The organism is Gryllotalpicola protaetiae (genome assembly GCF_003627055.1).
Taxonomy (GTDB): Bacteria; Actinomycetota; Actinomycetes; order Actinomycetales; family Microbacteriaceae; genus Gryllotalpicola; species Gryllotalpicola protaetiae.
This window is the reverse complement of the sequence record NZ_CP032624.1, coordinates 1,851,454-1,876,435: the sequence shown is the minus strand read 5'-3', so window position 1 is coordinate 1,876,435 and position 24,982 is coordinate 1,851,454. Positions and strand designations below refer to the sequence as shown.

23 protein-coding genes are annotated in these 24,982 nt (G+C 70.0%); 8 read left to right on the top strand and 15 right to left on the bottom strand.

The genetic code is table 11. The features are described 5' to 3' along the window. Positions 1-94 precede the first annotated feature (94 nt). Both D7I44_RS09240 and D7I44_RS09235 read left to right on the top strand, forming a co-directional pair. Positions 95-607 (top strand): sigma-70 family RNA polymerase sigma factor, encoded by a 513-nt coding sequence (locus D7I44_RS09240; RefSeq protein WP_120789233.1) that lies wholly within the window; start codon positions 95-97, stop codon positions 605-607. After that, positions 604-1,335 carry an anti-sigma factor family protein gene (locus D7I44_RS09235; RefSeq protein ID WP_120789232.1) on the top strand — a complete coding sequence of 244 codons (732 nt, stop codon included), beginning with the start codon at positions 604-606 and terminating at the stop codon, positions 1,333-1,335. Before D7I44_RS09240 ends, D7I44_RS09235 begins: the two co-directional genes overlap by 4 nt. A gap of 9 nt (positions 1,336-1,344) precedes the next feature. Here D7I44_RS09235 and D7I44_RS09230 read toward each other — a convergent pair whose 3' ends face one another. The 6 genes from D7I44_RS09230 to D7I44_RS09205 all read right to left on the bottom strand — a co-directional run bounded on the left by D7I44_RS09230 (position 1,345) and on the right by D7I44_RS09205 (position 7,764). After that, a complete protein-coding gene (locus D7I44_RS09230; RefSeq protein ID WP_120789231.1) occupies positions 1,345-1,806 on the bottom strand; it encodes a nucleoside deaminase in 462 nt (153 codons plus the stop codon). Between the two features lie 3 nt (positions 1,807-1,809). Continuing rightward, positions 1,810-3,237 carry a purine-cytosine permease family protein gene (locus D7I44_RS09225; RefSeq protein ID WP_120789230.1) on the bottom strand — a complete coding sequence of 476 codons (1,428 nt, stop codon included), beginning with the start codon at positions 3,235-3,237 and terminating at the stop codon, positions 1,810-1,812. Beyond that, positions 3,234-4,313, bottom strand: a complete 1,080-nt coding sequence (locus tag D7I44_RS09220) for an FUSC family protein (protein ID WP_120789229.1) — start codon at positions 4,311-4,313, stop codon at positions 3,234-3,236. Before D7I44_RS09220 ends, D7I44_RS09225 begins: the two co-directional genes overlap by 4 nt. Positions 4,314-4,360: 47 nt before the next feature. Further along, a complete protein-coding gene (locus tag D7I44_RS09215) occupies positions 4,361-5,791 on the bottom strand; it encodes a peptide MFS transporter (protein ID WP_120789228.1) in 1,431 nt (476 codons plus the stop codon). A gap of 53 nt (positions 5,792-5,844) precedes the next feature. Next, the gene (locus D7I44_RS09210) at positions 5,845-6,906 is read right to left on the bottom strand and encodes a C40 family peptidase (protein ID WP_245979501.1); all 1,062 of its coding nucleotides are present in this window, start codon (positions 6,904-6,906) and stop codon (positions 5,845-5,847) included. A 153-nt stretch (positions 6,907-7,059) separates the two neighbouring features. Then, entirely contained in the window at positions 7,060-7,764 is a 705-nt protein-coding gene (locus tag D7I44_RS09205) for a C40 family peptidase (protein WP_120789227.1), read from the bottom strand. A gap of 328 nt (positions 7,765-8,092) precedes the next feature. On the opposite strand from D7I44_RS09205, the gene D7I44_RS09200 reads away from it, so the two are divergent. Then, positions 8,093-8,458 carry a GntR family transcriptional regulator gene (locus D7I44_RS09200; RefSeq protein ID WP_120789226.1) on the top strand — a complete coding sequence of 122 codons (366 nt, stop codon included), beginning with the start codon at positions 8,093-8,095 and terminating at the stop codon, positions 8,456-8,458. 4 nt (positions 8,459-8,462) lie between these two features. Here D7I44_RS09200 and D7I44_RS09195 read toward each other — a convergent pair whose 3' ends face one another. Beyond that, complete coding sequence (locus D7I44_RS09195) at positions 8,463-12,185, bottom strand: proline dehydrogenase family protein (RefSeq protein ID WP_120789225.1); 3,723 nt, start codon at positions 12,183-12,185, stop codon at positions 8,463-8,465. A gap of 16 nt (positions 12,186-12,201) precedes the next feature. Beyond that, complete coding sequence (locus D7I44_RS09190) at positions 12,202-13,155, bottom strand: DNA-3-methyladenine glycosylase family protein (protein WP_120789224.1); 954 nt, start codon at positions 13,153-13,155, stop codon at positions 12,202-12,204. A gap of 157 nt (positions 13,156-13,312) precedes the next feature. Between D7I44_RS09190 and D7I44_RS09185 the strand changes: the two genes are divergently transcribed. From D7I44_RS09185 to D7I44_RS09175, 3 genes are read left to right on the top strand one after another with little or no spacing between them, the layout of a single operon-like run. After that, on the top strand, positions 13,313-13,558 hold the full coding sequence (locus D7I44_RS09185) for a ribbon-helix-helix protein, CopG family (RefSeq protein ID WP_120789223.1): 246 nt from the start codon (positions 13,313-13,315) through the stop codon (positions 13,556-13,558). Then, positions 13,555-13,899 (top strand): type II toxin-antitoxin system PemK/MazF family toxin, encoded by a 345-nt coding sequence (locus D7I44_RS09180; RefSeq protein ID WP_120789222.1) that lies wholly within the window; start codon positions 13,555-13,557, stop codon positions 13,897-13,899. The genes D7I44_RS09185 and D7I44_RS09180 overlap by 4 nt, the downstream gene beginning before the upstream one ends. 34 nt (positions 13,900-13,933) lie before the next feature. Next, on the top strand, positions 13,934-14,257 hold the full coding sequence (locus D7I44_RS09175) for a hypothetical protein (protein WP_120789221.1): 324 nt from the start codon (positions 13,934-13,936) through the stop codon (positions 14,255-14,257). Here D7I44_RS09175 and D7I44_RS09170 read toward each other — a convergent pair. After that, positions 14,230-14,841, bottom strand: coding sequence for a TetR/AcrR family transcriptional regulator (locus tag D7I44_RS09170; protein ID WP_120789220.1), 612 nt, complete (start codon positions 14,839-14,841; stop codon positions 14,230-14,232). The two genes, D7I44_RS09175 and D7I44_RS09170, sit on opposite strands and share 28 nt — an antisense overlap. Positions 14,842-14,997: 156 nt before the next feature. Here D7I44_RS09170 and D7I44_RS09165 point away from each other — a divergent pair, with 156 nt between their 5' ends. Next, positions 14,998-17,139 (top strand): beta-glucosidase family protein, encoded by a 2,142-nt coding sequence (locus D7I44_RS09165; protein WP_220093750.1) that lies wholly within the window; start codon positions 14,998-15,000, stop codon positions 17,137-17,139. Positions 17,140-17,142: 3 nt separating this feature from the next. Here the strand turns inward: D7I44_RS09165 and D7I44_RS09160 are convergent, their stop codons facing one another. Genes D7I44_RS09160 through D7I44_RS09150 form a run of 3 tightly spaced genes read right to left on the bottom strand, consistent with a single transcriptional unit; the run spans position 17,143 to position 20,717 of the window. Beyond that, a complete protein-coding gene (locus D7I44_RS09160) occupies positions 17,143-18,276 on the bottom strand; it encodes a bifunctional 2-methylcitrate synthase/citrate synthase (protein WP_120789219.1) in 1,134 nt (377 codons plus the stop codon). A 3-nt stretch (positions 18,277-18,279) separates the two neighbouring features. After that, a complete protein-coding gene (prpB, locus tag D7I44_RS09155) occupies positions 18,280-19,182 on the bottom strand; it encodes a methylisocitrate lyase (protein ID WP_120789218.1) in 903 nt (300 codons plus the stop codon). Further along, positions 19,182-20,717, bottom strand: coding sequence for an MmgE/PrpD family protein (locus tag D7I44_RS09150; protein ID WP_120789217.1), 1,536 nt, complete (start codon positions 20,715-20,717; stop codon positions 19,182-19,184). Before D7I44_RS09150 ends, prpB begins: the two co-directional genes overlap by 1 nt. Positions 20,718-20,760: 43 nt before the next feature. On the opposite strand from D7I44_RS09150, the gene D7I44_RS09145 reads away from it, so the two are divergent. After that, on the top strand, positions 20,761-21,396 hold the full coding sequence (locus tag D7I44_RS09145) for a LysE family translocator (RefSeq protein WP_120789216.1): 636 nt from the start codon (positions 20,761-20,763) through the stop codon (positions 21,394-21,396). A gap of 104 nt (positions 21,397-21,500) precedes the next feature. Here D7I44_RS09145 and D7I44_RS09140 read toward each other — a convergent pair whose 3' ends face one another. From D7I44_RS09140 to D7I44_RS09130, 3 genes are all read right to left on the bottom strand, one after another. Further along, positions 21,501-22,052 (bottom strand): YbhB/YbcL family Raf kinase inhibitor-like protein, encoded by a 552-nt coding sequence (locus D7I44_RS09140; protein ID WP_120789215.1) that lies wholly within the window; start codon positions 22,050-22,052, stop codon positions 21,501-21,503. 22 nt (positions 22,053-22,074) lie between these two features. Further along, entirely contained in the window at positions 22,075-22,770 is a 696-nt protein-coding gene (locus D7I44_RS09135) for a polyprenol monophosphomannose synthase (RefSeq protein WP_120790874.1), read from the bottom strand. A gap of 74 nt (positions 22,771-22,844) precedes the next feature. Beyond that, the gene (locus D7I44_RS09130; RefSeq protein ID WP_120789214.1) at positions 22,845-24,968 is read right to left on the bottom strand and encodes a S53 family peptidase; all 2,124 of its coding nucleotides are present in this window, start codon (positions 24,966-24,968) and stop codon (positions 22,845-22,847) included. Between the last annotated feature and the right edge of the window lie 14 nt (positions 24,969-24,982).

Genomic DNA, 24,982 nt, shown 5'->3' with positions numbered 1-24,982 from the left:
CGCACCATATCGGCGGCGCTGAGGTTCATTCTGAGAATGACGACAGTGATGAACCGGATGCCGGTGCGCATCGTGTCCCGATGAGGAGGTGCTCATGCCGAACGACGACGACGCACTGCTGCGTGCGCTGCACGATCAGCATGCGCGCCCGCTGTGGCGGTACGTCATGTCGCTCACCGGCGACGCCGCGCAATCGGAGGACATCGTGCAGGAGACGCTGCTGCGGGCGTGGAAGAGGCCCGCGGTGCTCGACCAGCGGGAGGCGTCCGCCCGTGCCTGGCTGTTCACCGTCGCCCGGAACCTGGTGATCGACGAGTCGCGCAGCGCGCGACGCCGGCACGAGACGGTGACCGCTGCCGAGACGATGCCCGAGCCGGTCGCGGCCGACGAGACCGAGCGGATGCTCGACGCATGGCTCATCGGCGACGCCCTCGCCGCGCTCACCGCCGAGCACCGGCAGGTGATCGTCGAGGCGTACTACGGCGGAAAGTCGGTCGCCGAGGTCGCCGCCGTTGTCGGCGTGCCTGAGGGCACCGTGAAGAGCCGACTGCACTACGGGCTGCGGGCGCTGCGCCTCGCCCTGCAGGAGAAGGGAGTGACGCGATGAGCGACGGTGTCGACTCGGTTCATGAGTGGGACGCTGCCTACGTTCTCGGGGCGCTCTCGCCCGACGACCGGCGGCTGTTCGAGGAGCACCTCGAGACCTGCCCGGAGTGCCGCGCCTCGGTCGCCGAGCTCGCGGTGATGCCCGCGCTGCTGGCGAAGGTGCCCGCGCCAGAGTTCCCGACCGTTGAGGAGCAGCCAGAGGCTGCGTCTCGAAAGGATCCTGGCGGCGATCCTTTCGAGACGCGCGCTTCGCGTGCTCCTCAAGGATCGGAGACGCTCGCTTCCCTCGCCCACCGCGTGCGCCGCCGGCGCATCACCCGCCGCTGGGTGCTCGCCGGGGCATCCGTTCTCGCCGCGGCCGCGATCGCGGCCGCCGTGGTGCTTCCGACCGCGCTCAGCGCGCCGCCGGCCGGCACGCAGATCGCCCTCGAGCAGACGACGCCGAGCCCCGTGACGGCGACGGTCGCGGTCGCGGCGAAGCGCTGGGGCACCGAGCTCACGATGAGCTGCAGCTACGCGCAGACGAGCTATTCGACGGCGACGCGCGACTACGCGCTGTATGTGACGGATGCCTCGGGCCAAGCCACCCGCGTCTCGTCCTGGTCGGCGTGGCCGGGGTCGACGATCCGCACCTCGGCGGCCGTCGCCACGCCGAAGGCCGAGCTGCGCACGCTGCAGATCCGCGACGTGAAGACGGGGACGGTGCTGCTCAGCTCGCCGGTGAGGTGAGCCCGGCGGCTACTCCTCCCCGATGTCCTCGTTCCAGAGGTGCGGGTGCTCCTCGATCCACGAGCCCATGAGCTCGATCAGCTCCGGGTCGTTCACGACGGTGACCTCGACGCCGTTCTCGGCGAGCCAGTCCTGCCCGCCGAGGAACGACTGGTCGTCGCCGACGACGACGCGGCCGATGCCGAACTGCCGCACCAGCCCCGAGCAGTACCAGCACGGCGACAGGGTCGTCACCATGACCGTGTCACGGTAGCTCGTCTGACGGCCGGCGTTGCGGAAGGCATCCGTCTCGCCGTGGATCGAGGGGTCGTCCTGCTGCACGCGCCGGTTGTGGCCGCGGCCGAGCAGGCGGCCGTCGCGGGTGAAGAGGGCGGCGCCGATGGGGATGCCGCCCTCCGCGAGGCCCGCACGCGCCTCTTCGACGGCGACCGCGAGCTTCGCGGCATCTGTCTCGTACAGCGCGTCGGTCATCGTCTACGCCGCGCGATCTGCCGCGTCGATGCCCACGATCAGCTCGGGCTCATCGGCGAGGGGGCCGCCGAGGCGCACCTTGAACGCGCGGAACAGCGCCCAGTAGATGACCGCGGCGAGCACGAAGCCGACGAGCGGGGTGATGTCTCCGATGCCGGTGTCCTTCGCCAGCAGGCCGACATAGAACGTCTGGTTCGAGAACAGCCAGATCGAGATCGCGCCGGCGACGACCAGCGCGATCGGCCCCGCCCAGTTGCGATACTTCGCGCTGTCGGGCACGAGCTCGGCGATCGACGTGCCGCGGCGCAGCAGACGGTCGGTGAGCACGATGCCGAGCCACGGAGCGATCCAGTAGGCGATGACGAGCAGGAAGTTCTCGTACTGCGCCTCGAAGTGGCCGTTCAGCACGGCGGCGAGCGCGATGAAGAATCCGATGATGCCGAAACCGAGCGCGATGATCGCGCGGCGCAGGCCGAAGGGGATCTTGATGCCCGCGGCGAGGAACGACATCGCGCCCGAGTAGATGTTCAGCGCGTTGGCGGCGATCGCGCCGATGCAGATGGCGAGCAGGGTCAGGTCGCGCAGCCAGGTGGGCAGGGGCTGCACGAAACTGTCGGTCGGGTTGTCGCCGTTGAAGGCGATGTAGACAGATGCCGCGCCGGCGATCATCAGCACCGTGCAGCTCACGAAGTCACCGAGGCCGGCGGCGAGGCCGAGCTGCAGCTTCGAGACGTCCTTTTCCTGGTACCGGGTGTAGTCGGAGGCGTACGGGTTCCAGCCCGCCGCGTAGCCGAACGCCGCCGACGCGGTGAGCGTGAAGCCGGCGAACGACCAGCCGAGGCCCTTCGGCGCCGCGGCATCGCCCGCGTGGGTGAAGATCACGATGACGGCGATCAGGAAGATGATGCCGAGCACGATCGCGGTGTAGCGCTCGAAGTGCTGCACGAGGTCGTGGCCCACGAACGCCAGCCCCACCTGGACGATCACGACGATGATGAGCGACAGCCACAGCGGCATGTGGGTCAGCGCGGAGAGCGCGAGGGTGCCGCTCACCGAGTTGGTCGCGAACCAGCCGAGGCCCGCCATCACGGTGTTGATCGCCGACGGCAGGATGTTGCCGCGCAGGCCGAACGCGGTGCGGCTCAGGACGAGCTGTGCGAGCCCTTCGCGCGGACCCCACGTCGACAGGATTCCCTGGGTGATCGAGCCGAGCGCGTTCCCTATGACGATCGCGAGGATCGCGGCGGGCAGACTCAGCTGGAAGTAGGCGACGGCGATCATGCCGACGAAGACCGTGGCGAACTCGAGGTTGGGCGACGTCCAGGTCGCGAAGAGCTGCCACGGCGAGCCGTGTCGGCGATCCACCGGGATCGCTTCGATGCCGCCCGCTTCGATCAGCGTCGACGCAGGCGCGGTGGGGGTCGTTGTCATGAACGGATGCTATCGGCCCGGCCGCCGTTCGACTGTTTCCGGTCGATGAAGAGCTCGAGCACGACGGCGACGCCGACGGCGACCACCGCCCCGATGAACGTCTCGACGCCTCTCTGCCAGATCAGGGCGCCCAGCGGCTGCGGGTGTCCGAGCTCGCCCATGGCGAGCACGAGCGGCGTCATGACGATGAGCGCGAGCGAGTAGTTCCGCACGACGACCAGTTCGACGAGCGCCTGGAGTACGACGATGATCACGATCGTGACGAGGCCGGTGGGGTGGAACGCGAGGATGAGCGCGCCGAGCGCCAGGCCGAGCAGCGTGCCGGCGAAGCGGTGCACCGCCCGCAGCACCCGGTTGTAGCCGCCTGCCGCCGAGAGCGCCGCGATCACCGAGACGATGGCCCAGTACGGATGCCCGATGCTGATCAGCGCCGGAATGGCGCCGGCGAGTCCCGCCCCGACGAGGAACATCGTCGCGTGCTGCAGATAGCCCTCGGCGGGCGGCGGCACGACGATCGGCTTCGTGTACGGATTGCGCAGGCGACCCTCGCGCGCCCGCCAGATGAGTCGCCCGACGTAGCCGATGAGCAGCGCGACCGCGATCGCGCCGACGGCCGCGATCAAACCCGCCCCGTACGTCGACGGAGTCGCCGGCACATAGGCGACGCCCGCGAGGCCGAACACCTGGAAGATCGGGCCGGGCGGCGTCCAGCGCACGCGGTCGGCGAGCAACGAGGCCCCGAACACCCACAGCGCCGCCACGATGACGACGATCGAGTTGCGGTTCGGCGAGAGCGCGATCGCGCCGCCGACCGCGATCGACAGCAGCTGCGCTGCGCCCGCGATGAGTTGCAGCCGCAGCCGGGAGACGTGCGGGAAGTTGCGCCCGTAGACGCTGGTGAACGCGCCGAACACCGCGTACACCGCGAGGTCGGTGCGCCCGGTCGCCCAGAGCACGATCAGCGGGATCGCCGTGGCGAGACCCACGCGCAGGGCGGCCCAGTGGTCGCGGTCGTACGGGCGCAACTCGAAGAGGTCACGCCAGCGAGGGGTCAATCGGGGTGCGGCATCCGTCATCGCCTTCTATCCTTTCGCACACCGCCGCCGCGTGAGCGTGCCGCGACTCAGCGCACCGGCGCGATGAGTCGCTTCACCAGCGGCGTGAACGCGGCGAGGGCGACGCCGAGCACGATCGCGATGCCGCCGAGGACGCCGAAATAGGCGCCCTCGTCCTGCGCCGAGTACAGCGTCGACAGCTCGCCGGAGATCGCCGTGCCGAGCGCGACGGAGAGGAAGAACAGGGCGACCATCTGGGTCTGGAACGCGGCGGGCGCGAGTTTCGTCGTCACAGACAAGCCGACGGGCGACAGCAGCAGCTCGGCCACGGTGAACACGAAGATGATGCCCACCAGCGCGAGCAGGGGCGTCGAGTTCGGGCGGCCGCCGACGAAGGGCAGGAAGAGCAGGAACGCGACGCCCATCACCGCCGTGCCGGCCGCGAACTTGTACGGGGTGGCGGGCTGCCGGTCGCCGAGCTTCTCCCAGATCGCCGCGAACACCCCGGACAGGATGATGATGAACACCGGGTTGATGGACTGCACCCACGACACCGGCATCTCCCACCCGAAGACGGAGCGGTCGAGCCGCTGGTCCGAGTAGATCGTCAGCACCGTGAACTGCTGCTGGTACAGCGACCAGAACGCCACGGAGGCGATGAACAGCGGGATGAATCCGATCACGCGGCGGCGGTCGCCCGAGGTGATGTCCTTGCTGGACAGGATCACGGCGAAGTACGCGATCGCCGCCGCGACGGTCACCCAGATCACGATGGCCGCGAGGTCGTTGGCGCGGATCACCCGGAGCGCCACGAGCACGGCGATCACGACGACGGCGATGGCTGCGACGCCGATCCAGAGCGGGTAGCGGCTGCGCGGCAGCGGGTCTGGTGCCCTTCGAGTCTCGGCCGGAAGCTCCCGGCGCCCGAACCAGTACTGCACGAGCCCGAGGAACATGCCGAGCGCTGCGAGGCCGAAGCCGAAGTGGAACCCGATGGTCGACTGCAGCAGCCCTGTCAGCAGCGGACCGAAGAACGCGCCGAGGTTGATGCCCAGGTAGAACAGGCTGAACCCGGCATCCCGCCTGGGGTCGCCCGGCTCGTACAGCGACCCGACCACACTCGTCGCGTTCGCTTTCAGTCCGCCGGAGCCGAGCGCGATCAGCACCAGCCCGACGCCGACGCCGACCACCCCGGGCAGCAGCGCCAGTGCGAGGTGGCCGAACATGATCACGATCGCGCTGAAGAACAGCACACGCTCGCTGCCGAGCACCCGGTCGGCGAGCCACGCGCCGATGATCGTCGAGAGGTAGACCGCCCCGCCGTACGCGCCGACGATGCCGGCAGCCGTCGCCTGCGGAATGCCGAGCCCGCCGTGCGTCGCCGAGTAGTACAGGTAGATGAGCAGGATGCCCTGCATGCCGTAGAAGGAGAAGCGCTCCCACATCTCGACACCGAACAGGTGCACCAGTGCCCAGGGCTGCCCGAAGAATGTGCGCACCGCCCGAGGCTAGCCATCGACGCCACGCGCCGACAAGGGCGCGACGCGGCGGACTACTGGCCGGCGGGAAGCAGGCGCGTGAAGTGGATGCCCACGGAGCGCCAGATGTCGACGGACTCGATCGAGACGCGGCGACCGGGTGCGGGGGCGGCGAGCACCTGGTCGTCGCCGAGATAGATGCCGATGTGGTCCTCGTTGTCGAAGACGACGACGTCGCCCGGCTGCGCCTCTGACTGAGGGATGCGGGTGCCGAGCCTGTCTTGCGCGCCGACGCCGTGGTACATGTTCATGCCGATCGCGGCGTACGCCACCATCGTGAGGCCGGAGCAGTCGATGCCGGTGTGGCTCGAGCCGCCCAGCACATACGGCGTGCCGATGTAGCTGAGCGCGGTCTCGACGATGGTCGCCCGTTCGCCGCCGGCAGCGAGTGCGTCGACGATCGCGGGTGCGGCGGCGGCGGCGTCCGCGCCGCCGACCTTCGCGACGATCGCGGCGATGGCCGTGGCGACGTAGTCAGGATTCTGGATGGTCGGCCCTTGCACGTTGTCGGCGATCTGCAGGATCTGCTGCGCCGTGTGCCCGTGCGCATCGACGGTCGCCGGGCCGGGCGTCGTCTCGGCGGTGGCCGGGACGACGAGCCACAGCGAGGGAATCAGCACGATGGCGCCGACGCCGGCCGCGAGTGAACGCCGCACCCCGCCCCTGCGCTTCGGCGCCGCGACCGCCGTGGGCTGCTTCGCATCGGAGCTCGCCGGGCGAACGCGGTGCGAGTGGATCCGGTCTTCCGTGCGGCGGGCGTTCTCGGCCTCGACGACCGACTCGACCGTGTTGGGGGTCTCGGAACGCTCCTGCGCCTCACGCAGGGCGCGCGCCTCGCGGCGGGTCATGGGCTGCACGACGGGCGCGGCTTCGGTCGCGGCATCCGTCACCGGGACCGCCGGTGCTCCGACGGACCAGCGATTCTGCGCCTGCACTGGGATCTCGCCGGTCTGCGGGACCTTCTGCTGCTCGCGCAGTGCGGCGACTTCGGAGGGGGCGATCTCGCCGGCGTCTGCCAGGTCTGCGATCAGAGCATCGAAGGCGTCAAGTGAAGCCTCGGTCCTCTGTCGCGCCATAGCTCTACTCCCTTTGCCGTCGGGGCGTCACGGCCCGTGTTGCTCTGGCCCCCGAAGTGCCGACCGGAAAGTCGACCCGGCGAACCTATCAGACGCTTCGATGCGGCCCGCACGGGACGCTCCCAGTTTTGGGGGTCAGCGCAACAATTCGCGCTAGTCGGCCAAGACGCGAGTGAAGTGATAGCCGATGCCGGACCACTTGCTGACCGGCTCGATCTGCACGCGCGTGCCGGGCTCGCGCGCCGCGACCAGCTCGCCGTTGCCGAGATAGACGGCGATGTGCTTCTGGTTGTCGAAGACGATCAGGTCGCCGGGCTTGGCGTCGGCCGCCGAGACCTCGTGCCCCGCCCGATCCTCGGCTGAGACGATGTGGTCGAAGCTCATTCCGACGGCCTGATAGGCCTCCAGCACGAGCCCGGAGCAGTCGATGCCCGAATGGCTCGCACCGCCGAGCACATATGGCGTGCCGAGGTAGCTGAGCGCGGCGCCGACGATCGCGAGCCGCTGCCCAGGCATGGCGCCGAGCGCCGCCGACGTCGAGGCGAGCGTCGCCGCGTCCGTCTGCGGCGCGGCTTGCTGCAGCAGCGCGGGCACATCGGGCGGCAGCGCGGTGAAGGTCTCGCGCACGAGCTTCGGCGCGGCGATGCGATCGGAGACGTCGAGCGTCTGCATGGTGGCCGGATCGGTCGAGGATGCAGAGACGGATGCCGGGGCGGCCGCGGCGTTCACGGTGGCCGCGTGGGCGGGAACAGCGATGGCGAGACAACCGGTGATCGCGAGGGTCGTACCGGCGAGCAGGCGAGCAGAGCGCCTGCGGAGCCAGCTGTGGTGCTGGTCTTCGAGCAGGGTGGAGCGCATGTCGTTTCGGGTCGTTCGGGTCGGGGGTGGGGACTCAGAGAACTGAGAGCCCCGGTGGGGGCCGCCTGGGACTCTATGCAGGCGGACTGGGCCGAAGGTCCCGGGGTAGACAGGCCGTGCGCCCGCGTTGCCTCACGCACCGACATTCGTGCGCTGCCGGCGCGGTGATTCTCCGGTGATTCCAAGGTTCCGGGTTGCAGGCGGCGGGGCTTCCCCTGTTGGATATTCGCAATGACCTGCACAAAAAGGGCGTGCACGTCTGCGTGGGGACGCACGTGCCGGTGAACCGCCTTGAGAGTGTGGAGACCATCAAGGGGGGAAATCTGGCATGGAACTGAGAATTGACGCCGCAAACCCTGCACCCGCGTCGGAGCAGGTGAGAATCCAGCTGCTGAACGCGGTGCGGGAGGGCTCATTGCCGCCCGGGGTGAAGCTGCCGACAGTGCGCCAGCTGGCCGATCAGCTCGGCATCGCTGTGAACACCGTGGCCCGCGCGTACCGCCTCTTGGAAGAGGACGGCATCGTCGAGACGTTCGGCCGTCGCGGCTCGTTCATCGCGAACCAGGGCGACGCGGTCCAGCAGCAGCTCCAGGCCGCCGCGACGCAGTTCGCACGCAAGGCTGCGAGCCTGGGCGCGAGCGTGCGGGAAGCCGAGCAGGCCGTCATCGCAGCGATCAAGGCGGAGCTTCGCTGAGGCGCTAGATCACATCGTCGGTCAGATGCGCCACCGCACCGTAGCGATGGTTCGTGATCGAGATGGACTGCTCGCGGAAGAACGGCAGCAACTCGACCCGCCCCGATGCGGTGACGGGCGCGTCATAGATCGCGACCTCCGGGTCGCCGCGAAGCGCGCGGGCAGCGGCGAGCCCGTTGCCGCCGATCAGCCGGATGCGATGAATGGGCTTCGGGTGCATCGCCGGACCGCCGACCTCGATGGTCTCTGGCCGGAAGGCGAGCCGCGCGAGCCAGGCGTCGTCGTCCTCGATCTTCACCGGCACGCTGTGCGCCTCGAGCCAGGTCGCGATCCCGGCCGGCAGCGACGCGCTGGTGGACACGTCATAACGGGTGCGCGAGACGGATGCCGCGGCGAGCACCCGCAGCAGTTCGGGCAGCCTGCCGTCGTCGCCGAGGCGGATGCTCGCGGGCACCGGCCGGTAGCGGAACAGATTGCGCTCGGACGTGAGGCCTGCGGCATCCGCCACCCGCCCGTATTCGGTGGCGTAGGCGATCGCGTCTGACAGTGCCGAGCGGCGCACGAGGTCGAAGTCCTCGTAGGCGAGCTCGGACTGGCTGAGCTCGATGAGCTGCTGCACGTCGGGGTCGAGCCCGCGCAGGTGCAGGCTGTGGCTCTGCTCGCCGGGCACGCTCGCCCAGGTGCCGAGCGGGAACAGCGTGTTCGGGCCGCCTGCCTTCACCGTCGGGCCGACCGCCGACTTCTTCCAGCCGCCGAACGACTGGCGCTGCACGATCGCGCCCGTGATGTGCCGGTTGACGTAGAGATTGCCGGCCTCCACCGCCCGCAGCCACTGCGCGATCTCGCGCGCATCGAGCGAGTGCAGGCCCGCGGTGAGGCCGTATTCGACGGCGTTCTGCAGCCGGATCGCCTCGGCGAGCGTGCGCGCGCGCATGACCCCGAGCACCGGGCCGAAGAACTCGGTGAGGTGCGTGCGACTGCCGGCCGCGACGCCGGTCTTGATGCCCGGCGACCACAGGCGGGCGTCGTCGCCCTCCGTGTCGACGCGCCGCGGCCGCACGAGCCAGGTCTCCCCGTCGTCGAGCTCGGTGAGCGCCCACGCGAGCTTGCCCGTCGGCGGCTGCACGAGCGGGCCGAGCTCGGTCGCGGCATCCGTCGCGGGTCCGACGCGCAGGCTGCGTGCCGCGTCGACCAGCTGACGACGGAAGCGCGCGTCGTCGGCGACCGATCCGACGAGGATCACGAGGGATGCCGCGGAGCACTTCTGCCCCGCGTTGCCGAACGCGCTCTTCACGATGTCGGCAACCGCGAGGTCGTAGTCGGCGCTCGGGGTGACCACGATGGCGTTCTTGCCGCTCGTCTCGGCGAGCAGCGGCAGATCGGGGCGCCACGAGCGGAACAGCTGCGCCGTCTCGAACGACCCGGTGAGGATCACCCGGTCGACGCGGTCGTCGGTGATGAGCTGCCTGCTGACCTCTGCTTCCTCGTCGACGTCGACGAGCGCGAGGGCGTCGCGAGGGATGCCCGCGCGGTGCAGCACGTCGACCAGCACCGCCGCGCACCGCTTCGCCTGAGGCGCCGGCTTGACGATGACGCCGCTGCCCGCGGCGAGCGCGCTGAGCACCCCGCCCGCGGGGATCGAGACGGGGAAGTTCCAGGGCGGCGTGACAACCGTGAGCGCGCTCGGCTCGAAGCGGGCGCCCTGCACGGTGTCGAGCTCACGGGCGAGCGCCGCGTAGTAGTGCGCGAAGTCGGCCGCCTCGGTCACCTCGACATCGGCCTCTGCGAAGGTCTTTCCCGTCTCGGCGACCATGATCTCGATCAGCTGGTCGCGGTTGGCCGCGATCGCGAGCCCTGCGAAGTCGAGCACGTCGGCCCGCTCGCTTCCCGGCGCCTGCGCCCAGCGCACGCCCGCCGCGCGCACGGCGGCGATCAGCTGGTCGAGCCGGCGCTCGTCGGAGACCCGCGCCGCGATGACCGCCGCGATGCCGAGGTCGCTTCCCGGCACGCGGGCGAGGATCCGCTTCGCCCACGCCCGGTTCGCCGCCCGCGACGGGTCGCTGTCGGACTCGTTGCGGAACGTCTGCCGGTCGCCGCGCGCCTGCCACTCGGCGGGCAGCGGCGGCGCGAAGGCGGCGGCTTTGCGGGCGGCTGGGGATGCCTGCACCCATGCGTCCTGCTGCGGCAGCCCCAGCACGGCGCTCGTGAGGCCCGCGTCGCCCGCGGCCTGGCCGGCCGGGTCGACGGGGTCGACGCGGGGGTGGAACAGCGCCGTCGCGTTCTCGTCCTGCCATTCGCGGGCGCGGTCCTGACGGCGGTTCGGCAGTGGGGCGACCCCTACCGGCTCGCGCACGGCCTCGTAGCGCTCGACCGCGTCGAGGAAGCGGCCGCGCTCGCGTTCGAACAGCTCGTCGGTGTTCGGCCCGTGGCCGCTCAGCTCGAAGGTGGCCGACATGAAGTTCTCGGGCGAGCCGTTCTCCTCCAGGCGACGCACGAGGTACGAGATCGCGACGTCGAACTCTTCAGGGCGCACCACGGGGGTGTACAGCGTCAGACCGCCGACGGTTCTCGCGACGGCATCCGTCGCCATGCCCAGCAGCATCTCGAAATCGATGCGGTCGCGAACACCGCGCACCCCCGCCAACTCCCATGCGAACGCCACGTCGAAGAGGTTGTGGCCCGCGACGCCGATGCGCACGGCATCCGTGTGCTCGCTCGTCAGGGCCCAGTCGAGCACGCGCTTGTAGTTGACGTCGGTGCCGAGTTTGCTGCCCCACGTCGCGAGCGGCCAGCCGTGCAGCTCGGCGTCGACGCGCTCCATCGGCAGGTTCGCGCCCTTGACGAGCCGCACCTTGATCGCCGCGCCGCCCGCCGCGCGACGGGCCTGCGCCCATTCGGTCAGGTCCTGCAGGGCGTCGAGCGCATCGGGCAGGTAGGCCTGCAGCACGATGCCCGCCTCGAGATGCGCGAGGCGCGGGTTGGAGAGCACTCGCTTGAACACTGCGACGGTGAGGTCGAGGTCCTTGTACTCCTCCATGTCGAGGTTGATGAACTTGGTGCGGCCGGGCGCGACCGACGTCTCGCCGCCCGCGCCCGCGAGCTCATAGAGAGGCGTGAGCCGCTGGGCGACTCGGGCCACGGCGTCGTCGAAGCCCCACAGGTTCACATTGCTGACGACGTTGCTGACCTTGACGCTCACGTAGTCGACGTCAGGGCGCTCGAGCAGCGCGCGGATGCCCGCGAGCCGGCTCCCTGCCTCTTCTTCGCCCAGCACCGCTTCGCCGAGCAGGTTGAGGTTCAGGCGGTGGCCGCCCTGCCTGAGGCGCTCGAGCGCCGGCCCGAGCTTCGCAGGCGTCGCATCGACGACGAGGTGCCCGACGAGCCGTCTGAGCGCCGCTCTGGCTGCCGGGACGACGACCCACGGCAGCACCGGGCCGACCTGGCCGCCGAGTCCGAGCGCGGTGCGCAGCCCGCCGTGCAGCGAGGCGGGCACCCGTCCCGAGAGCTCGTGCAGGCGCCGAGCCGCGACGCTCAGGTCGCGTGGCCTCGCGACCCCGTCGACGAACTGGACGGCGAAGTCGAGACCGCTCTCTTCGCGCAGCAGCTCGGCAAGGCGGCGGGCGCCGGTCGGCCACTGCTGGGCCGGTTCGGCGAGCCACGCACGCACCTGCCGGGCCGCGGCCTCGGCGACGGATTGCAGCTCGCTCACGTTCGCCTGGCTCCCCATGCTTCCGAGGATATTTCTAGCGACGCCGATGATCGGTGAGCGTCGCCCGCGGGCCGCGCCTCTCGGGCAGTCGCCCGCTCGCGAGGATCAGTCGCACGACCCGCTGCCGCTGCCCTGCCCAGGGGGCGAGCAGCTCGAGCATGCCGGCGTCGTCGCAGTGCCGGTCGCCCGCGAGCGCGTAGCCCACGAAGTGCGGCACGTGGTAGTCGCCGACCGACACCTGGTCGGGGTCGCCGTGGCTGCGCTGGAGAGTCTCGGCCGCCGTCCAGGGGCCGATGCCGGGCAGGGTCGTCAGGATCGCGGCATTCTCTGCTCGCTCGATCGCGCTCGCGCGGCTCGCGGCGTTCACGAGCGTCCGACTGCGGGTGGGGTCGACGCCCGCCTGATGCCATTCCCAGCTCGGGATCGCGCGCCAGGCCTCGGGCGTCGGCGAGACGCGCAGCTTGCGGGGCATCGCCGGGCGCGGCCCGGGCGGCAGGGCGCCGAAGCGGGTCACGAGCCTGGCCCACTCGCGGTACGCCTCGAGGCTCGTCACCTTCTGCTCGATGATCGCGGGCGCCATCGCCTCGAACACGCGGCGGGTCGCGGGCAGGCGCAGGCCGGGCAGGCGACGCAGGGTCTCAGCCAAGAACGGATGCCTGGACAGATCGAGCTGCGACCAGTCGTCGTCGCGCCCGAGCAGCCGCGGAACCCCGTCGATCGCCCACTCTCTGCCGGGCCCCCAGGCTCGTGCCCGCACCGGTGCGCCTGTGCTGCTCTGCTCGAGCCGCAGGGTCACCGGTCCCTCCGGGCTGGTGAAGGTACGCCAGACCGCTGAGCCCTGCCACTGGGTCGTCGGGTCGTAGGGGCCGCGCCCGAGCGGCCCGAGTGTCGCGCGCAGGTCGACGGGCAACGCGGGGTCGTAGACGGTGCTGAGCGGGCCGGCGGATTCGTCGACGGATGCTTCAGCCGAGGCATCCGTCAACGTCATGCCCACACGCTAACCCGCGGCGCTGACAGTGCCGCCCGGCCCGCGCGCGCGGCTCGCCATCGGCCGCGCGGCAGGATCGGGCAATGGGCTCGATCGGCGACGCGAACACGCACCTGATCGTGATCCGCGGCGTGGTCATACCGGTTATACTCGGGGGATGAAGACGGCGATTTCGGTTCCGGACGACGACTTCCAGCGATTCGAGCGCATTGCGGCACGCAACGGGATGAGTCGTTCTGAGTTCTATCGACGCGCAGGCGCCAAGCTGGCCGACGAGCTCGAAGGCGCCAGCCGCCTGACGGCCATCGCCGACTCGGTTCTGACTCGGGTCGGCCGAGCGTCTGACGCCGATCTCTTCCTCAGCGAGGCGCAGCGCGTCATCGAGTCCGGAAGCGACTGGTGACCGCACGCGGCGATGTGGTCTGGGTGGACTTCGGCCAGCCACGCGGATCACAGCCGGCAAAGGTCCGTCCGGCCGTGATCTTCCAAGATGACTGGTTGCTGGCGACAGCGATCAGCACGGTGCAGATCGTTCCGCTGACGTCGAACCTCGCTCTCGAAGCATTTCCCGGCAACGTGCTCGTGCCGGCCGCAGCGTCTGGGCTCGACAAGGATTCCGTCGCTCTGGTCACACAGCTCGGGCCTGTCAGCCGTGAATTCCTGCAGCCATACGCTGTCGGGCGACTCCCGGCATACCTGATGAACGAACTCGGTGCCGGTGTGCGCTTGGTCACCGGCATCTGATGCTCGCGTCAAGCGAACGGCGTAGGTTGAGCGCATGACGGACGATGTGGCGCCGCGATTCTCTTCGTGGTTCAGCAGATGGTGGCTTGCGCTGCTCGGCGCCGTTGTCGCCGTCGGCGGCGGCGTCCTGTGGCTGCTCACACGGGTCGGGGCGAGCGCGGCGAGCTTCGGGTGGTTCGCCTACCAGCCGCTGCCGCGCCGTTACCTCACCTACGACGAGAGCACGTCGTTCGCCGCGGCGTACTCATACAACCCGCTGTGGCAGGTGATCCACCTCGCCGGCGCAGTGCTCTTCATCGCCGGGCTGGTGGCAGTTGCCCTCGTCGTCGGCTATCGAGTCGGTCGGGCGCGCTCGTAGTCGACGGCCAGCCGCTCGACCAGCAGGTCGAAGTAGCGCCGTACGGACTCGGCGAGCGCGAGCCGGTCGCGCGAGAGGAACCGTTGCAGGCGGATGCCGTCGAGGTAGGCGACCAGCGCCGACGCCTCCCAGTCCGCGTCCGCATCGCTGCGGATCTCGCCGCGCTCGATGCCCTGGCGGATCAGCCCGACGATGAGGCCGTGCGTGTTCGCATAGCGTTCGATCACGTAGTCACGGATGGGCGACTCCGGCGCGATGCCCTCGGCGCTCATCACGATCTGCAGGCTCGTCAGCTCGAGGCTCTCTTCGACGATCGCGCCCCAGTCTCGCATCCGCTGAATCGCCTCGAGGCCACCGGGTGCGAGCAGCTCCTGCATCCGTGTCGTCTGCAGTGTCAAGCCGCGCTCGAGCGCCGCCTCGATGAGCGAGGCCTTCGTCGGGAAGTGATGCAGCACACCGGCATCCGTCAGCCCCACTCGCTCGGCGATCGCCGCAATCGTGGTGCCTTTGAACCCTCGGCTCCCGAAAAGCTCGATCGCGGCGTCGACGATGTCGCCGATGGTGGTCTTCGGCGGCCGGCCCATCTTCGGCGAGCCCTGGACCTTCTTCGACTCCGGTGCGCTCAGGGCTCTGTCCGTTCTCTCCAGGATGCTGCGACTCTAGCGCCGCGCCATAGTGACCACTAACTTTGTGCCCACTAAGCCAACTTGCACACCTGGAACGGACAAGAGGAGGCTCCGGTGCTCACGACCGAGCAGGCAGCGACGACATCATCAGCCGATGAGCGGGCGCGTGAGATCGAACAGCAGATGACCGACGACGAGCGGTTCTCGCTCCTGGTCAGCGTGATGGGCACGAACGACGTGGTCACCGTCCGCGACGAGCGGATTCCTGAGGGAACGCCGATGAGCGCCGGCTACGTGCCGGGCGTCGCGCGCCTCGGGGTGCCTGCGCAGCTCATGAGCGACGCGAGTCTCGGCGTCACGAACCCCGGCTATCGCCCAGGGGACGGCGCGACCGCCCTGCCAGCCGGCATCGCGCTCGGCGCGACGTTCGATCCGGTGCTCGCGCGCACCTCGGGCGGCATGCTCGGCCGCGAGGCGCGCAGCCGCGGCTTCAACATCCAGCTCGCGGGCGGCGTCAACCTTCAGCGCGACCCCCGCAACGGACGCAACTTCGAGTACCTGTCTGAGGACCCGCTGCTCAGCGCGGTCCTCTGCGCAGAGTCGATCAACGGCATCCAGGACGAAAGTGTGATCTCGACCATCAAGCACTACTCGCTGAACTGCAACGAGACGAACCGTCACTGGCTCGACGCGATCATCGACCCGGCAGCGCATCGGGAGTCCGATCTGCTCGCCTTCGAACTCGCCCTCGAGCTGTCGCAGCCCGGCGCAGTGATGACCGGGTACAACAAGATCAACGGCGAATACGCCGGCGGAAACCGCGCGCTGATCGACCTGCTCAAGCGCACCTGGGGATTCCGCGGCTGGGTGATGTCCGACTGGGGCGGCACCCCCGGCTGGGAGGCCGCGCTCGCGGGTCTCGACCAGGAATCCGGCCTGCAACTCGACCTCATGATGTGGCAGACCGAGTGGTTCACCGACCGTCTGCGCGCGGCCCACCGCGACGGCGGGCTCCCCGCAGAGCGGCTTTCCGACATGGTCAGGCGGATTCTTCGCTCGATGTTCGCGGTCGGGGTCGATCGATGGGCGTCAGCCCCCGAGATCGACCTGGCCGCGCATCACGAGATCGCGTTGAAGACCGCTCGGCAGGGGATCGTGCTGCTGCAGAACGACGGCACCCTTCCACTCGCGCCCGACGCGGCGCTCACGATCGTCGTGATCGGCGGGCACGCGCAGCTCGGCGTCGCCAGCGGGTGCGGCTCGAGCGCGGTCGTGCCGCCCGACGGGTACGCCGAGGTGATCAGAATCGGCGGCCCCGGCGTGATGGGGGTCGGGCGGAACCTGTATCTGCACCCGTCCTCGCCCCTCGCCGAGCTCCGCAGGCTTCTTCCGAACGCGCACTTCGAATACGACCCCGGCATGAGTCCGGCCGAATCCGCACTCGCAGCCGCCCACGCGGACCTGGCGATCGTCTTCGCCATCAAGGTCGACTCGGAGGGATTCGACGACCCCGACCTCGCGCTTCCCTGGGGGCAGGACGCGGTCATCGAGGCTGTCGCCGCCGCGAATCCGAACACGGTCGTGGTGCTCGAGACGGGGAACCCCGTGGTGATGCCATGGAAGGATCGCGTGCGCGCGATCGTCGAGGCGTGGTACCCGGGGCAGGCCGGCGGTCAGGCCATCGCTGAAGTCCTCGCCGGTGTCGTCAATCCGTCCGGCCGGCTGCCGATCAGCTTCCCCGCCGACCTCTCTCAGACGCCGCGCCCCGAACTGCCCGGACTCGGAACGCCCTGGGGCACCGCCGTCACGATCGACTACGCGGAGGGCGCCGAGGTCGGCTATCGCTGGTTCGCGAAGACCGGAGAGAAACCGCTGTTCGCCTTCGGCCACGGCCTGAGCTACACGAGCTTCGCCTACGACGAGCTGCGTGTCGAAGGCGGCGAGACGGTTACCGCCACCTTCACCGTGACGAACATCGGTGAGCGCGCGGGCGCGGACGTGCCCCAGCTCTACCTCACCGATGCGGTCGGGACTCGGCGACAGCGATTGATCGGATTCCAGCGCGTCGAGCTCGGGCCCGGGGAGTCGCAGACGGTCACCGTCACCGCAGACCCCCGGCTGCTGGCGACGTACGACACCGCGGTCGGCGCCTGGCGGATCGCAGACGGCCCGCATCGGGTCGCGCTCGCGAAGGCCGCCGACGGCGTCGAGGCCGCGAGGGTGGTGAACCTCGCCGGGCGCACGTTCGGTCGCTGAGCCTCAGCCGAGGCCGCGGCCGGTCGGCCTCACACCGCGCTGCGCGGGCCCCGTGTACTGCGAGAGCGGGCGGATCAGCGAGTTGTGGGCTTGCTGTTCGATGAAGTGGGCCGTCCAACCGGTGACGCGCGCCGCAGCGAAGATCGGGGTGAACGTCGGGGTGTCGAAGCCCATCAGGTGGTAGGCGGGGCCCGACGGGTAATCCAGGTTCGGCTTGATGTTCTTGGCGTCGCCCATCGCCTGCTCGAGCGCCGTGTAGAGCTCCAGCAGGTCGGGCCGGTTGTAGTAGTCGACGAGCGAGTCGAGCGCCGCCTTCATGGTCGGCACCCGCGAGTCGCCGTTCTTGTAGACGCGGTGGCCGAAGCCCATGATCTTCTTCTTGCTCGCGAGCGCGTCCTCGAGCCAGGCCTCGGCACGGTCGGCAGAGCCGATCTCGCTGAAGGTCGCCATCACGGCCTCGTTGGCACCGCCGTGCAGCGGCCCCTTGAGCGCGCCGATCGCGGCGACCACACCCGAGTGCAGGTCTGACAGTGTCGAGGCGACGACCCGCGCCGTGAACGTCGACGCGTTGAACGAGTGCTCGGCGTACAGCACGAGCGACACCCGGAACGCGTCGATGACGGTCTGGTCGGGCAGCTCGCCGAAGGTCATCCAGAGGAAGTTGGACGCGTAGTCGAGGTCTTCGCGCGCCGGCACCGGATCCATGCCGTGACGATGCCGCTGGTCGTACGCGACGATCGCTGGCAGCTGCGCGAACAGGCGAACGGATTTCTCGTAGTCGCTGCGCTCGTCGTCCGGGAACCGGGTCTCGAGAGCGCCGAGCAGGCTGACCGCGGTGCGCAGCACGTCCATCGGATGCCCCGACACCGGCGTCTGCTCGATGAGCGCCTGTACCTCCGGCCTCAACGCGCGCTGGCCGCGCTCGACGGCCTCGAAGCCCTCGAGCTCGTCGGCGGTCGGCAGCTCGCCGTGCCACAGCAGATAGGCGACCTGCTCGAAGGAGCACTTGGCGGCGAGCTCCTGCACGGGGTAGCCGCGGTACAGCAGCGAGTTCGTCTCCTGATTCACCGACGAGATGTCGGTCGTGTCGACGACGACGCCGGCGAGCCCCTTGTGAATCTCGATCTGGTCAGTCATCCGTCACTCCTTCGTGAGGTTGAAATTGAAGATGCCGGAGTCGAACGCGTTGTAGCCCTCGTAGTCGATCAGCTCGTACAAGTCTGCCCGGTGCTGCATCTGCCCGGTCAGGCGGGCGAGTGAACCCTGGGCGTCGAGCTCGTCGAGCCCGCGCAGGGCCGCCCCCATCGCGAGCCGCAGCAGCGAGACCGGCCAGATCACGATGTTGACGCCGACGTCGGCGAGCTGCGACACGGTGAACAGCTCCGACTTCCCGAACTCCGTCATGTTCGCCAGGATCGGCACGTCGACGGCCGCCCGCACCGCGGCGAACTCGTCGAGCGAGGTCATCGCCTCGGGGAAGATCGCGTCGGCGCCGGCATCCACCAGGGCCTTCATGCGGTCGATGGCGGCCGGCAGGCCGACGGCGCCCCTGGCATCCGTTCGCGCCATGATGAGCAGATTCGGGTCGCGGCGGCCGTCGACGGCCGCGCGCACCCGCTTGATCGCCGTCTCGTCGTCGACGACCTCTTTGCCGTCGAGGTGGCCGCAGCGCTTCGGGTTCACCTGGTCTTCGATGTGGATGCCGCCGGCTCCGGCATCCTCGAGCTCCTGCACCGTGCGCGCGACGTTCATCGGCTCGCCGAAGCCGGTGTCGACGTCGACCAGCGTCGGCAGCTCGGTCATGCGCGCGATCTGGTGCGTGCGGCCTGCGACCTCGGTGAGCGTCGTGAGCCCGATGTCGGGCAGGCCGAGATCGGCCGACAGCACGGCGCCCGAGACGTAGACCCCGTCGAAGCCGCGCTGCTCGATCAGCCGCGCCGACAGCGGGTTGAACGCGCCGGGAAAGCGCAGCAGCTCACCGGCCGCGAGCCGCTCGCGGAACGCGGCGCGCTTGGCGGCGGCCGTCTGCGTGGCGTAGAGCATCAGAACAGCCCGTCGGGTGCGGATGCCTGAGCCAGATACCCGTACTTCGCGACGATGGTCAGCTGCCCGAGCTCGTCAGCAGTCAGCTCGGGCAGTCGCTGCGCGACGTCGAGGAAGCGCTCGATCTCCTCCGGCTCGAGCGCGGGCGCGGCCAGCGTGCGGAACTTGCGCACGTAGTCGGCGCGGGCGAACGGCCGCGCGCCCTGCGGGTGCGCGTCGGCGACCGCGATTTCTTCGTCGATCACCGAGCCGTCGGTGAAGGTGACCTCGATCGCGCCGCCGAACGCCTGCTCGGTGGGGTCGAGCGAGTGGTACCGCCTGGTCCACTCGGGGTCCTCGACGGTGGTCACCTTCTTCCACAGGGCGACGGTGTCGGGCCGGTGCGCGCGCTCGGGCGCGTACGAGGTCTCGTGATCGAAGCCGCCGTCCTGCAGGGCGACGGTGAAGATGTACGGGATCGAGTGGTCGAGGGTCTCGCGCGAGGCATCCGGCGAGTACTTCTGCGGGTCGTTCGCCCCAGAGCCGATCACGAAGTGTGTGTGGTGCGAGGTCTTCAGCACGATCTTCTCGACACGCGCGACGTCGTCGAAGATCAGCGGGTACTCGTCGTGCAGTCTGCGGGCCAGGTCGATCCAGGCCTGGGCCTGGTACTCGGCCGAGTGCTCCTTCGTGAACGAGTCGAGGATGGCGCGCTTCGCCTCGCCGACAGCTGGGAGCGAGACGTCGTACGACGCATCCGGCCCGTCCAGCAGCCAGGCGATGACCCCGTCCTCGCCCTCCCAGATGGGCGTCGGGCTGGTCTGGCCCCGCATCGCGCGGTCGACCGCCTCGACCGCCATCTTCCCGGCGAAGGCCGGCGCGTACGCCTTCCACGACGAGATCTCGCCCTTGCGCGACTGGCGCGTCGCGGTCGTCGTGTGCAGCGCCTGCCCGATGGCCTGGTAGATGACGGATGCTTCGAGCCCCAGCAGCGCGCCGATGCCCGCCGCCGCGCTCGGGCCGAGATGCGCCACGTGGTCGATCTTGTGCGCGTGCAGGCTGATCGCGCGGGCGAGATCGATCTGCACCTCGTAGCCCGTCGCGATGCCGCGCACGACATCGGCCCCGGTCAGGCCGCGGGCCGCCGCATGCTGCGCGACGGCGACCACGGGCGGGATGTTGTCGCCCGGGTGCGAGTACTCCGCCGCCAGGAAGGTGTCGTGGAAGTCGAGCTCGCGCACGGCCACGCCGTTCGCCCAGGCGGCCCACTCGACCGACGCGCGCCGGTTCAGCGCGGCACCGAACACGGTCGCGCCGGCCCCGCCGATGGAGACGGGGTGGGCGAGCGCCTGCGCGCGGGCGGCGGCGGGCGCTGCGCGCACGAGGGATGCCGCGGCCACCGCCGCGTTGTCGATGACCCGGTTCACGACCATCTCGGCGACGTCGTCGTCGGCCGGGGTGCTGTCGGCCGCGAGCTGCGCGATCTTCCAGGCGAGCTGGTCTTCTCTGGCCAGGTTCTCGTCGCTGCGATGGACTCGGACGTGATGCGTTTCCACGTGGTCACCCTACCGAGGGGCGCGCGACTCCTACCCTGATGACATGCCCTCCCCCACAACGCTGCTCACCTTCGCCGCGGCGGCTTTTGTGCTGATCGTGATCCCCGGGCCGAGCGTGCTGTTCACTCTCGGCCGGTCGATCGCCCTGGGGCGCGCGGCCGGGATCACGAGCGTCGCGGGCAACACGCTCGGCTCGCTCGGGCTCGTCGCGGCGGTGGCTCTGGGGGTGGGGGCGCTGGTCGCGGCATCCGATGTCGCCTTCACCATCGTGAAATTCGCGGGCGCCGCGTACCTGGTCTACCTCGGAGTACGCACGATCCTGCAACGCAAGGCGAAGGCGGCGGTGGCGACGGATGCCTCACCGGCACCTCTTCGCCGCATCTTCGGCCAGGCCGTGATCGTGGGGTTCACCAACCCGAAGACGCTCGCGTTCTTCGTCGCCGTGCTGCCGCAGTTCGCGTCGCCCGATGCCGGGCCGGTGCCGCTTCAGCTCGGCATCCTGGGTCTGCTCTTCGGCCTGATCGCGTTCTGCTCTGACAGCGTCTGGGCTCTCATCGCGGGCTCGGCGCGCGACTGGTTCGCCCGAAGCCCGCGCCGCATCGAGACCCTCTCGGCGACCGGCGGCGCGATGATGATCGCGCTCGGCGGGGTCCTGGCCTTCGCCCGCCGCGCTACCTGAGCCTCGGACGCCCCGTGGGGTGGGCTCGGGTCCCCGTCCGCGCTGCGGAGCGACCTGAACTCAGCCCTCGGGTGCAGGAACTGCGGGAAAGAAGGACTACAGGACTACTGCCAGTCCTCCGCAGTCGCCGTGGGGACCAGGATCGCCCGGGCGAGCGTGTGGAAGTGCAGGTTGAAGCCGAGGATCGCCGGGCTCGCGTCGAGTGGGATGTCGAGGGCGTCGACGTCGACGGCGTGCACGACCGTGAAGTAGCGGTGCGTGCCCGTGCCCGCGGGCGGCTCGGCGCCCGTGTAGGCGCGCTCGCCGAGCTCGTTGCGCAGCATCACGGCGCCGGCCGGCAGATTCGCGCCGCCGAGGACGCCCGCGTTCTCAGGCAGCTCGGTCACGTTCGCGGGGATGTTGAAGACAGCCCAGTGCCAGAAGCCTGAGGTGGTGGGCGCGTCCGGGTCGAACTGTGTCACGGCGAAGCTCTTCGTCTCGGCCGGGAAACCGGCCCACGAGAGCTGCGGCGAGATGGACGAGCCGCCCTGGCCGGGCGAGCGGTGCACGGCCGGAATCGGCTGGCCGTGATCGACGGAGGAGCTGGTGACGGAGAAGGACCCGAAGTCGCGCAGCTGCGCCAGCTCGGCGTACGGGTCGTGCCAGTTTTCGGTCATGACTCGACCCTACGTCCGGTCGTTACGAGCGACGGCGGCGCGTGAGAGACCACACGGTTACGCGCAGCATCGCCTCTGCGACGATGCCGAGGGACATCTTGGACGCCCCGCGTTCGCGCTCCACGAAGGTGATCGGCACCTCGACGACGTCGAGACCCGCTCGCACGGCGCGCTGCAGCATGTCGACCTGGAACGCGTACCCATGGCTGTGCACGGTGTCGAGGTCGAGGGCATCGAGAGCGGATGCCCGGAACGCGCGGTACCCGCCCGTCACGTCGCGCACCCCGAGCCCCAGCACGACGCGCGCGTAGGCGCTGCCCGCGCGCGAGATCGCCTGCCGGTACCACGGCCAGTTCTCGACCGACCCGCCCGGCACCCAGCGCGACCCGAGGACCACGTCTGCGTCGTCCGTCTTCTCCAGCAGCCGTCCCAGCTGCTCCGGCTGGTGCGACCCGTCGGCGTCGAGCTCGACGAGCACGTCGTAGCCGTGCGCGACGCCCCACCGCATCGCCTCGATGTACGCGCGGCCGAGCCCCTGCTTGCCGGGGCGATGCAGCACGTGCACGTGCGGGTCCGCCGCGGCGAGCGCGTCGGCCAGTTCGCCGGTGCCGTCGGGCGACGAGTCGTCGACGACGAGCACATGGGCGTCGGGCTGCGCCGCGCGCACGCGCCCCACTATCCACTCGAGGTTGTCCCGCTCGTTGTAGGTGGGAATCATCACGAGCACGTTGTCCAGCGCAGTCACCAGGGAGAACGCTATCGGGCCGCGGCTATGTCACCGCCCAAGAATCCCTAGTGGCGGCGCAGGACCGCGGCGATCTTCGAGAAGTCGGGGACCCCGAGACCGGTCGCCGGGTTGTAGACGGTGCCAGGTGTGCCCGTGTAATAGGTGTTGTCGTTGCCGGCGCCCGCCGAGCTGAGCGGGGTGACGGGCGAGTTCCGACCGGATGCCGCGGCGTAGAGCGCCGGGTTCCAGAATCCGCTGCGTGCATGGTTCGCCTGATTGATGACCGCCGCCGCTCCCGCGAACTGCGGGGCCACGTAGCTCGTGCCGCCGCCGCCGGGAATGAGGCCGAAGGCCACCGGCGCGTAGTAGAGGTAGCCGCTGTTCGGGTCGGCGTCGGCGGACAGGTCGGGAACCCCGCGGCCGGTCGCCCTGCCGTGCACCAGCGCGGGGTACTGGTTGACGGTCCACTCGGTGGGCAGCCTGAAGCCCGGCGCAAGCGTTGTCGGGGTGGTCGGCGTCAGATGCTGGACGGCGGTGAAGCTCGTGCCGCCCGAGACCGCGCGTTGGTAGGGAGGGATCGGCTCGTGCGCGCTGTAGCCGCCACCCGTGGCACCGACATCGGCGCCCGAGCCGCCGTAGAGGAGGAAGAGGTCTGCGCCGTCGGTGTAGGTGTAGTCCGACCAGGTGTCGGCGGCCGCCTGCCAGAGGTAGTCGCTGCTCCATGCCCGCTCGGCCGGCACGGTCACATGCTCGGTCGCGCTCCCGTCGCCCTGATAGTCGACCTCGAACGGCAGCGTGGTGCCGCCCGCCGCAGTGACGAACGGGCTCGCCGCGAAGGCGTTGACGGTGAGGTTCGTGGTGTTGATGCCGTCTTCGGAATACGCCTGGTACGGACCCTGGTCACCGGTCGCGACGAAAGTCGACTGACCCTGCGCAGCCAGCTCGAGGAACACCAGGTCGAAAGCATCCCGCCAGCCGCTGCTCGCCTCGCCGTTCGCCAGCGCGAGGTCGACGAAGGTCTCGGAGTCGGCCCAGCTCATGCTCACCGAGCCTGCGACGTTCTCACCCGCGGCCTGGAAGAGCGCGTCGATGGCACCTGCGTCCGTGTTCGGCGCCTGGTAGACCACGATGTTCGCACCGGGCGCAACCCCGCCCGCCTGCTCGACGTCGATGTCGGTCTCCGCCGAGTAGTCGTTCACGGGTCCGGGACCGCCGTCGACGTCGCGCACGGTGACGGTGCGCGGCAGCTGCGGCGTGAGCGTCTGCTTGTACCAGAACTCCTCAGCGGCACCGGTCTCGTAGGGCGCGAAGGTCACGATGCCGATCGTCTGGCCGGTACCGTCGGCCGCGGGGGCGCCTGGGCGTCCGTTCACGGTCACGCCGTCCAGCCCGTAGCGCGATGCGAAGTCGCTCGGCAGGTTGCACTGAATGGGCCAGCCGGTGAACTCCGCACAGAACTCGTTGTTCCACTGGGGATCGTCGGCAGGATGCGCAGCGGCGGCCGCTGCCTCGAAGCGCGCCGCGCTGATCGCCTGCGGCGCGGCAGCTCCGCCGGCAGCCGCGGCGCCTGAGCCCGCGCTCGCGGCAGCCGAGCTCGTGAACGCCGCGTAGTTGCTCAGACCGAAGATCGCAGTCACGTCACCGGCCAGCTGCGGCGGCAGCTGCGGCGCTCTCGTCGGCGCATGCACGTTCTGCTGCCGCCCCGGCTTCCCGTTCCAGCCGCGCGGGCCCGGCACGTGGTACTGCCGCTGGCTCACGTTGAGCGCTCGGTTGTAGGCGGCTGCGGTTCCGCTGGTCACGACGTTCAGACGGGTGGGCGACACGGTCGAGCGGATGCCGAAGCGAGAGAGGTAGCTCGTCAGCTCGCCGATGTCCCGCGTCGACTGCCCGTAGCCCGACGCGAACTGGGCGACGGACAGCTGCGGCTGCGCGCCCCGCAGCACGGCCTGCTTCAGCTGCTGGATGCGCTGGCCCTTGAGCACGAACGAGACCTGCTCAGGCGTGTCACCCGGAGTGTCGCCGAAGGCCGTCGCACCGGGTAGCTGACCGCCGGTCGGGCCGGAGGGCACCTGTTGCCACGCCGGACTCGGCGACGGGGTCGAGGCGAACGCGACCCCCGCGGTTCCGAGGGTCAGCAGGGCGGTGACGGCTGCGGCCGTCGCGAGTCGGGCGCGCGCACGTCGAGGCACTCTCGAATCCTAGG

Coding starts and splice junctions, on each gene's coding strand:
- D7I44_RS09240 (WP_120789233.1), top strand. CDS start 95: ATGCCGAACGACGACGACGCACTGCTGCGTGCGCTGCACGATCAGCAT.
- D7I44_RS09235 (WP_120789232.1), top strand. CDS start 604: ATGAGCGACGGTGTCGACTCGGTTCATGAGTGGGACGCTGCCTACGTT.
- D7I44_RS09230 (WP_120789231.1), bottom strand. CDS start 1,806: ATGACCGACGCGCTGTACGAGACAGATGCCGCGAAGCTCGCGGTCGCC.
- D7I44_RS09225 (WP_120789230.1), bottom strand. CDS start 3,237: ATGACAACGACCCCCACCGCGCCTGCGTCGACGCTGATCGAAGCGGGC.
- D7I44_RS09220 (WP_120789229.1), bottom strand. CDS start 4,313: ATGACGGATGCCGCACCCCGATTGACCCCTCGCTGGCGTGACCTCTTC.
- D7I44_RS09210 (WP_245979501.1), bottom strand. CDS start 6,906: ATGGCGCGACAGAGGACCGAGGCTTCACTTGACGCCTTCGATGCTCTG.
- D7I44_RS09205 (WP_120789227.1), bottom strand. CDS start 7,764: ATGCGCTCCACCCTGCTCGAAGACCAGCACCACAGCTGGCTCCGCAGG.
- D7I44_RS09200 (WP_120789226.1), top strand. CDS start 8,093: ATGGAACTGAGAATTGACGCCGCAAACCCTGCACCCGCGTCGGAGCAG.
- D7I44_RS09195 (WP_120789225.1), bottom strand. CDS start 12,185: ATGGGGAGCCAGGCGAACGTGAGCGAGCTGCAATCCGTCGCCGAGGCC.
- D7I44_RS09190 (WP_120789224.1), bottom strand. CDS start 13,155: ATGACGTTGACGGATGCCTCGGCTGAAGCATCCGTCGACGAATCCGCC.
- D7I44_RS09185 (WP_120789223.1), top strand. CDS start 13,313: ATGAAGACGGCGATTTCGGTTCCGGACGACGACTTCCAGCGATTCGAG.
- D7I44_RS09175 (WP_120789221.1), top strand. CDS start 13,934: ATGACGGACGATGTGGCGCCGCGATTCTCTTCGTGGTTCAGCAGATGG.
- D7I44_RS09170 (WP_120789220.1), bottom strand. CDS start 14,841: ATGGGCCGGCCGCCGAAGACCACCATCGGCGACATCGTCGACGCCGCG.
- D7I44_RS09160 (WP_120789219.1), bottom strand. CDS start 18,276: ATGACTGACCAGATCGAGATTCACAAGGGGCTCGCCGGCGTCGTCGTC.
- prpB (WP_120789218.1), bottom strand. CDS start 19,182: ATGCTCTACGCCACGCAGACGGCCGCCGCCAAGCGCGCCGCGTTCCGC.
- D7I44_RS09145 (WP_120789216.1), top strand. CDS start 20,761: ATGCCCTCCCCCACAACGCTGCTCACCTTCGCCGCGGCGGCTTTTGTG.
- D7I44_RS09140 (WP_120789215.1), bottom strand. CDS start 22,052: ATGACCGAAAACTGGCACGACCCGTACGCCGAGCTGGCGCAGCTGCGC.
- D7I44_RS09135 (WP_120790874.1), bottom strand. CDS start 22,770: ATGATTCCCACCTACAACGAGCGGGACAACCTCGAGTGGATAGTGGGG.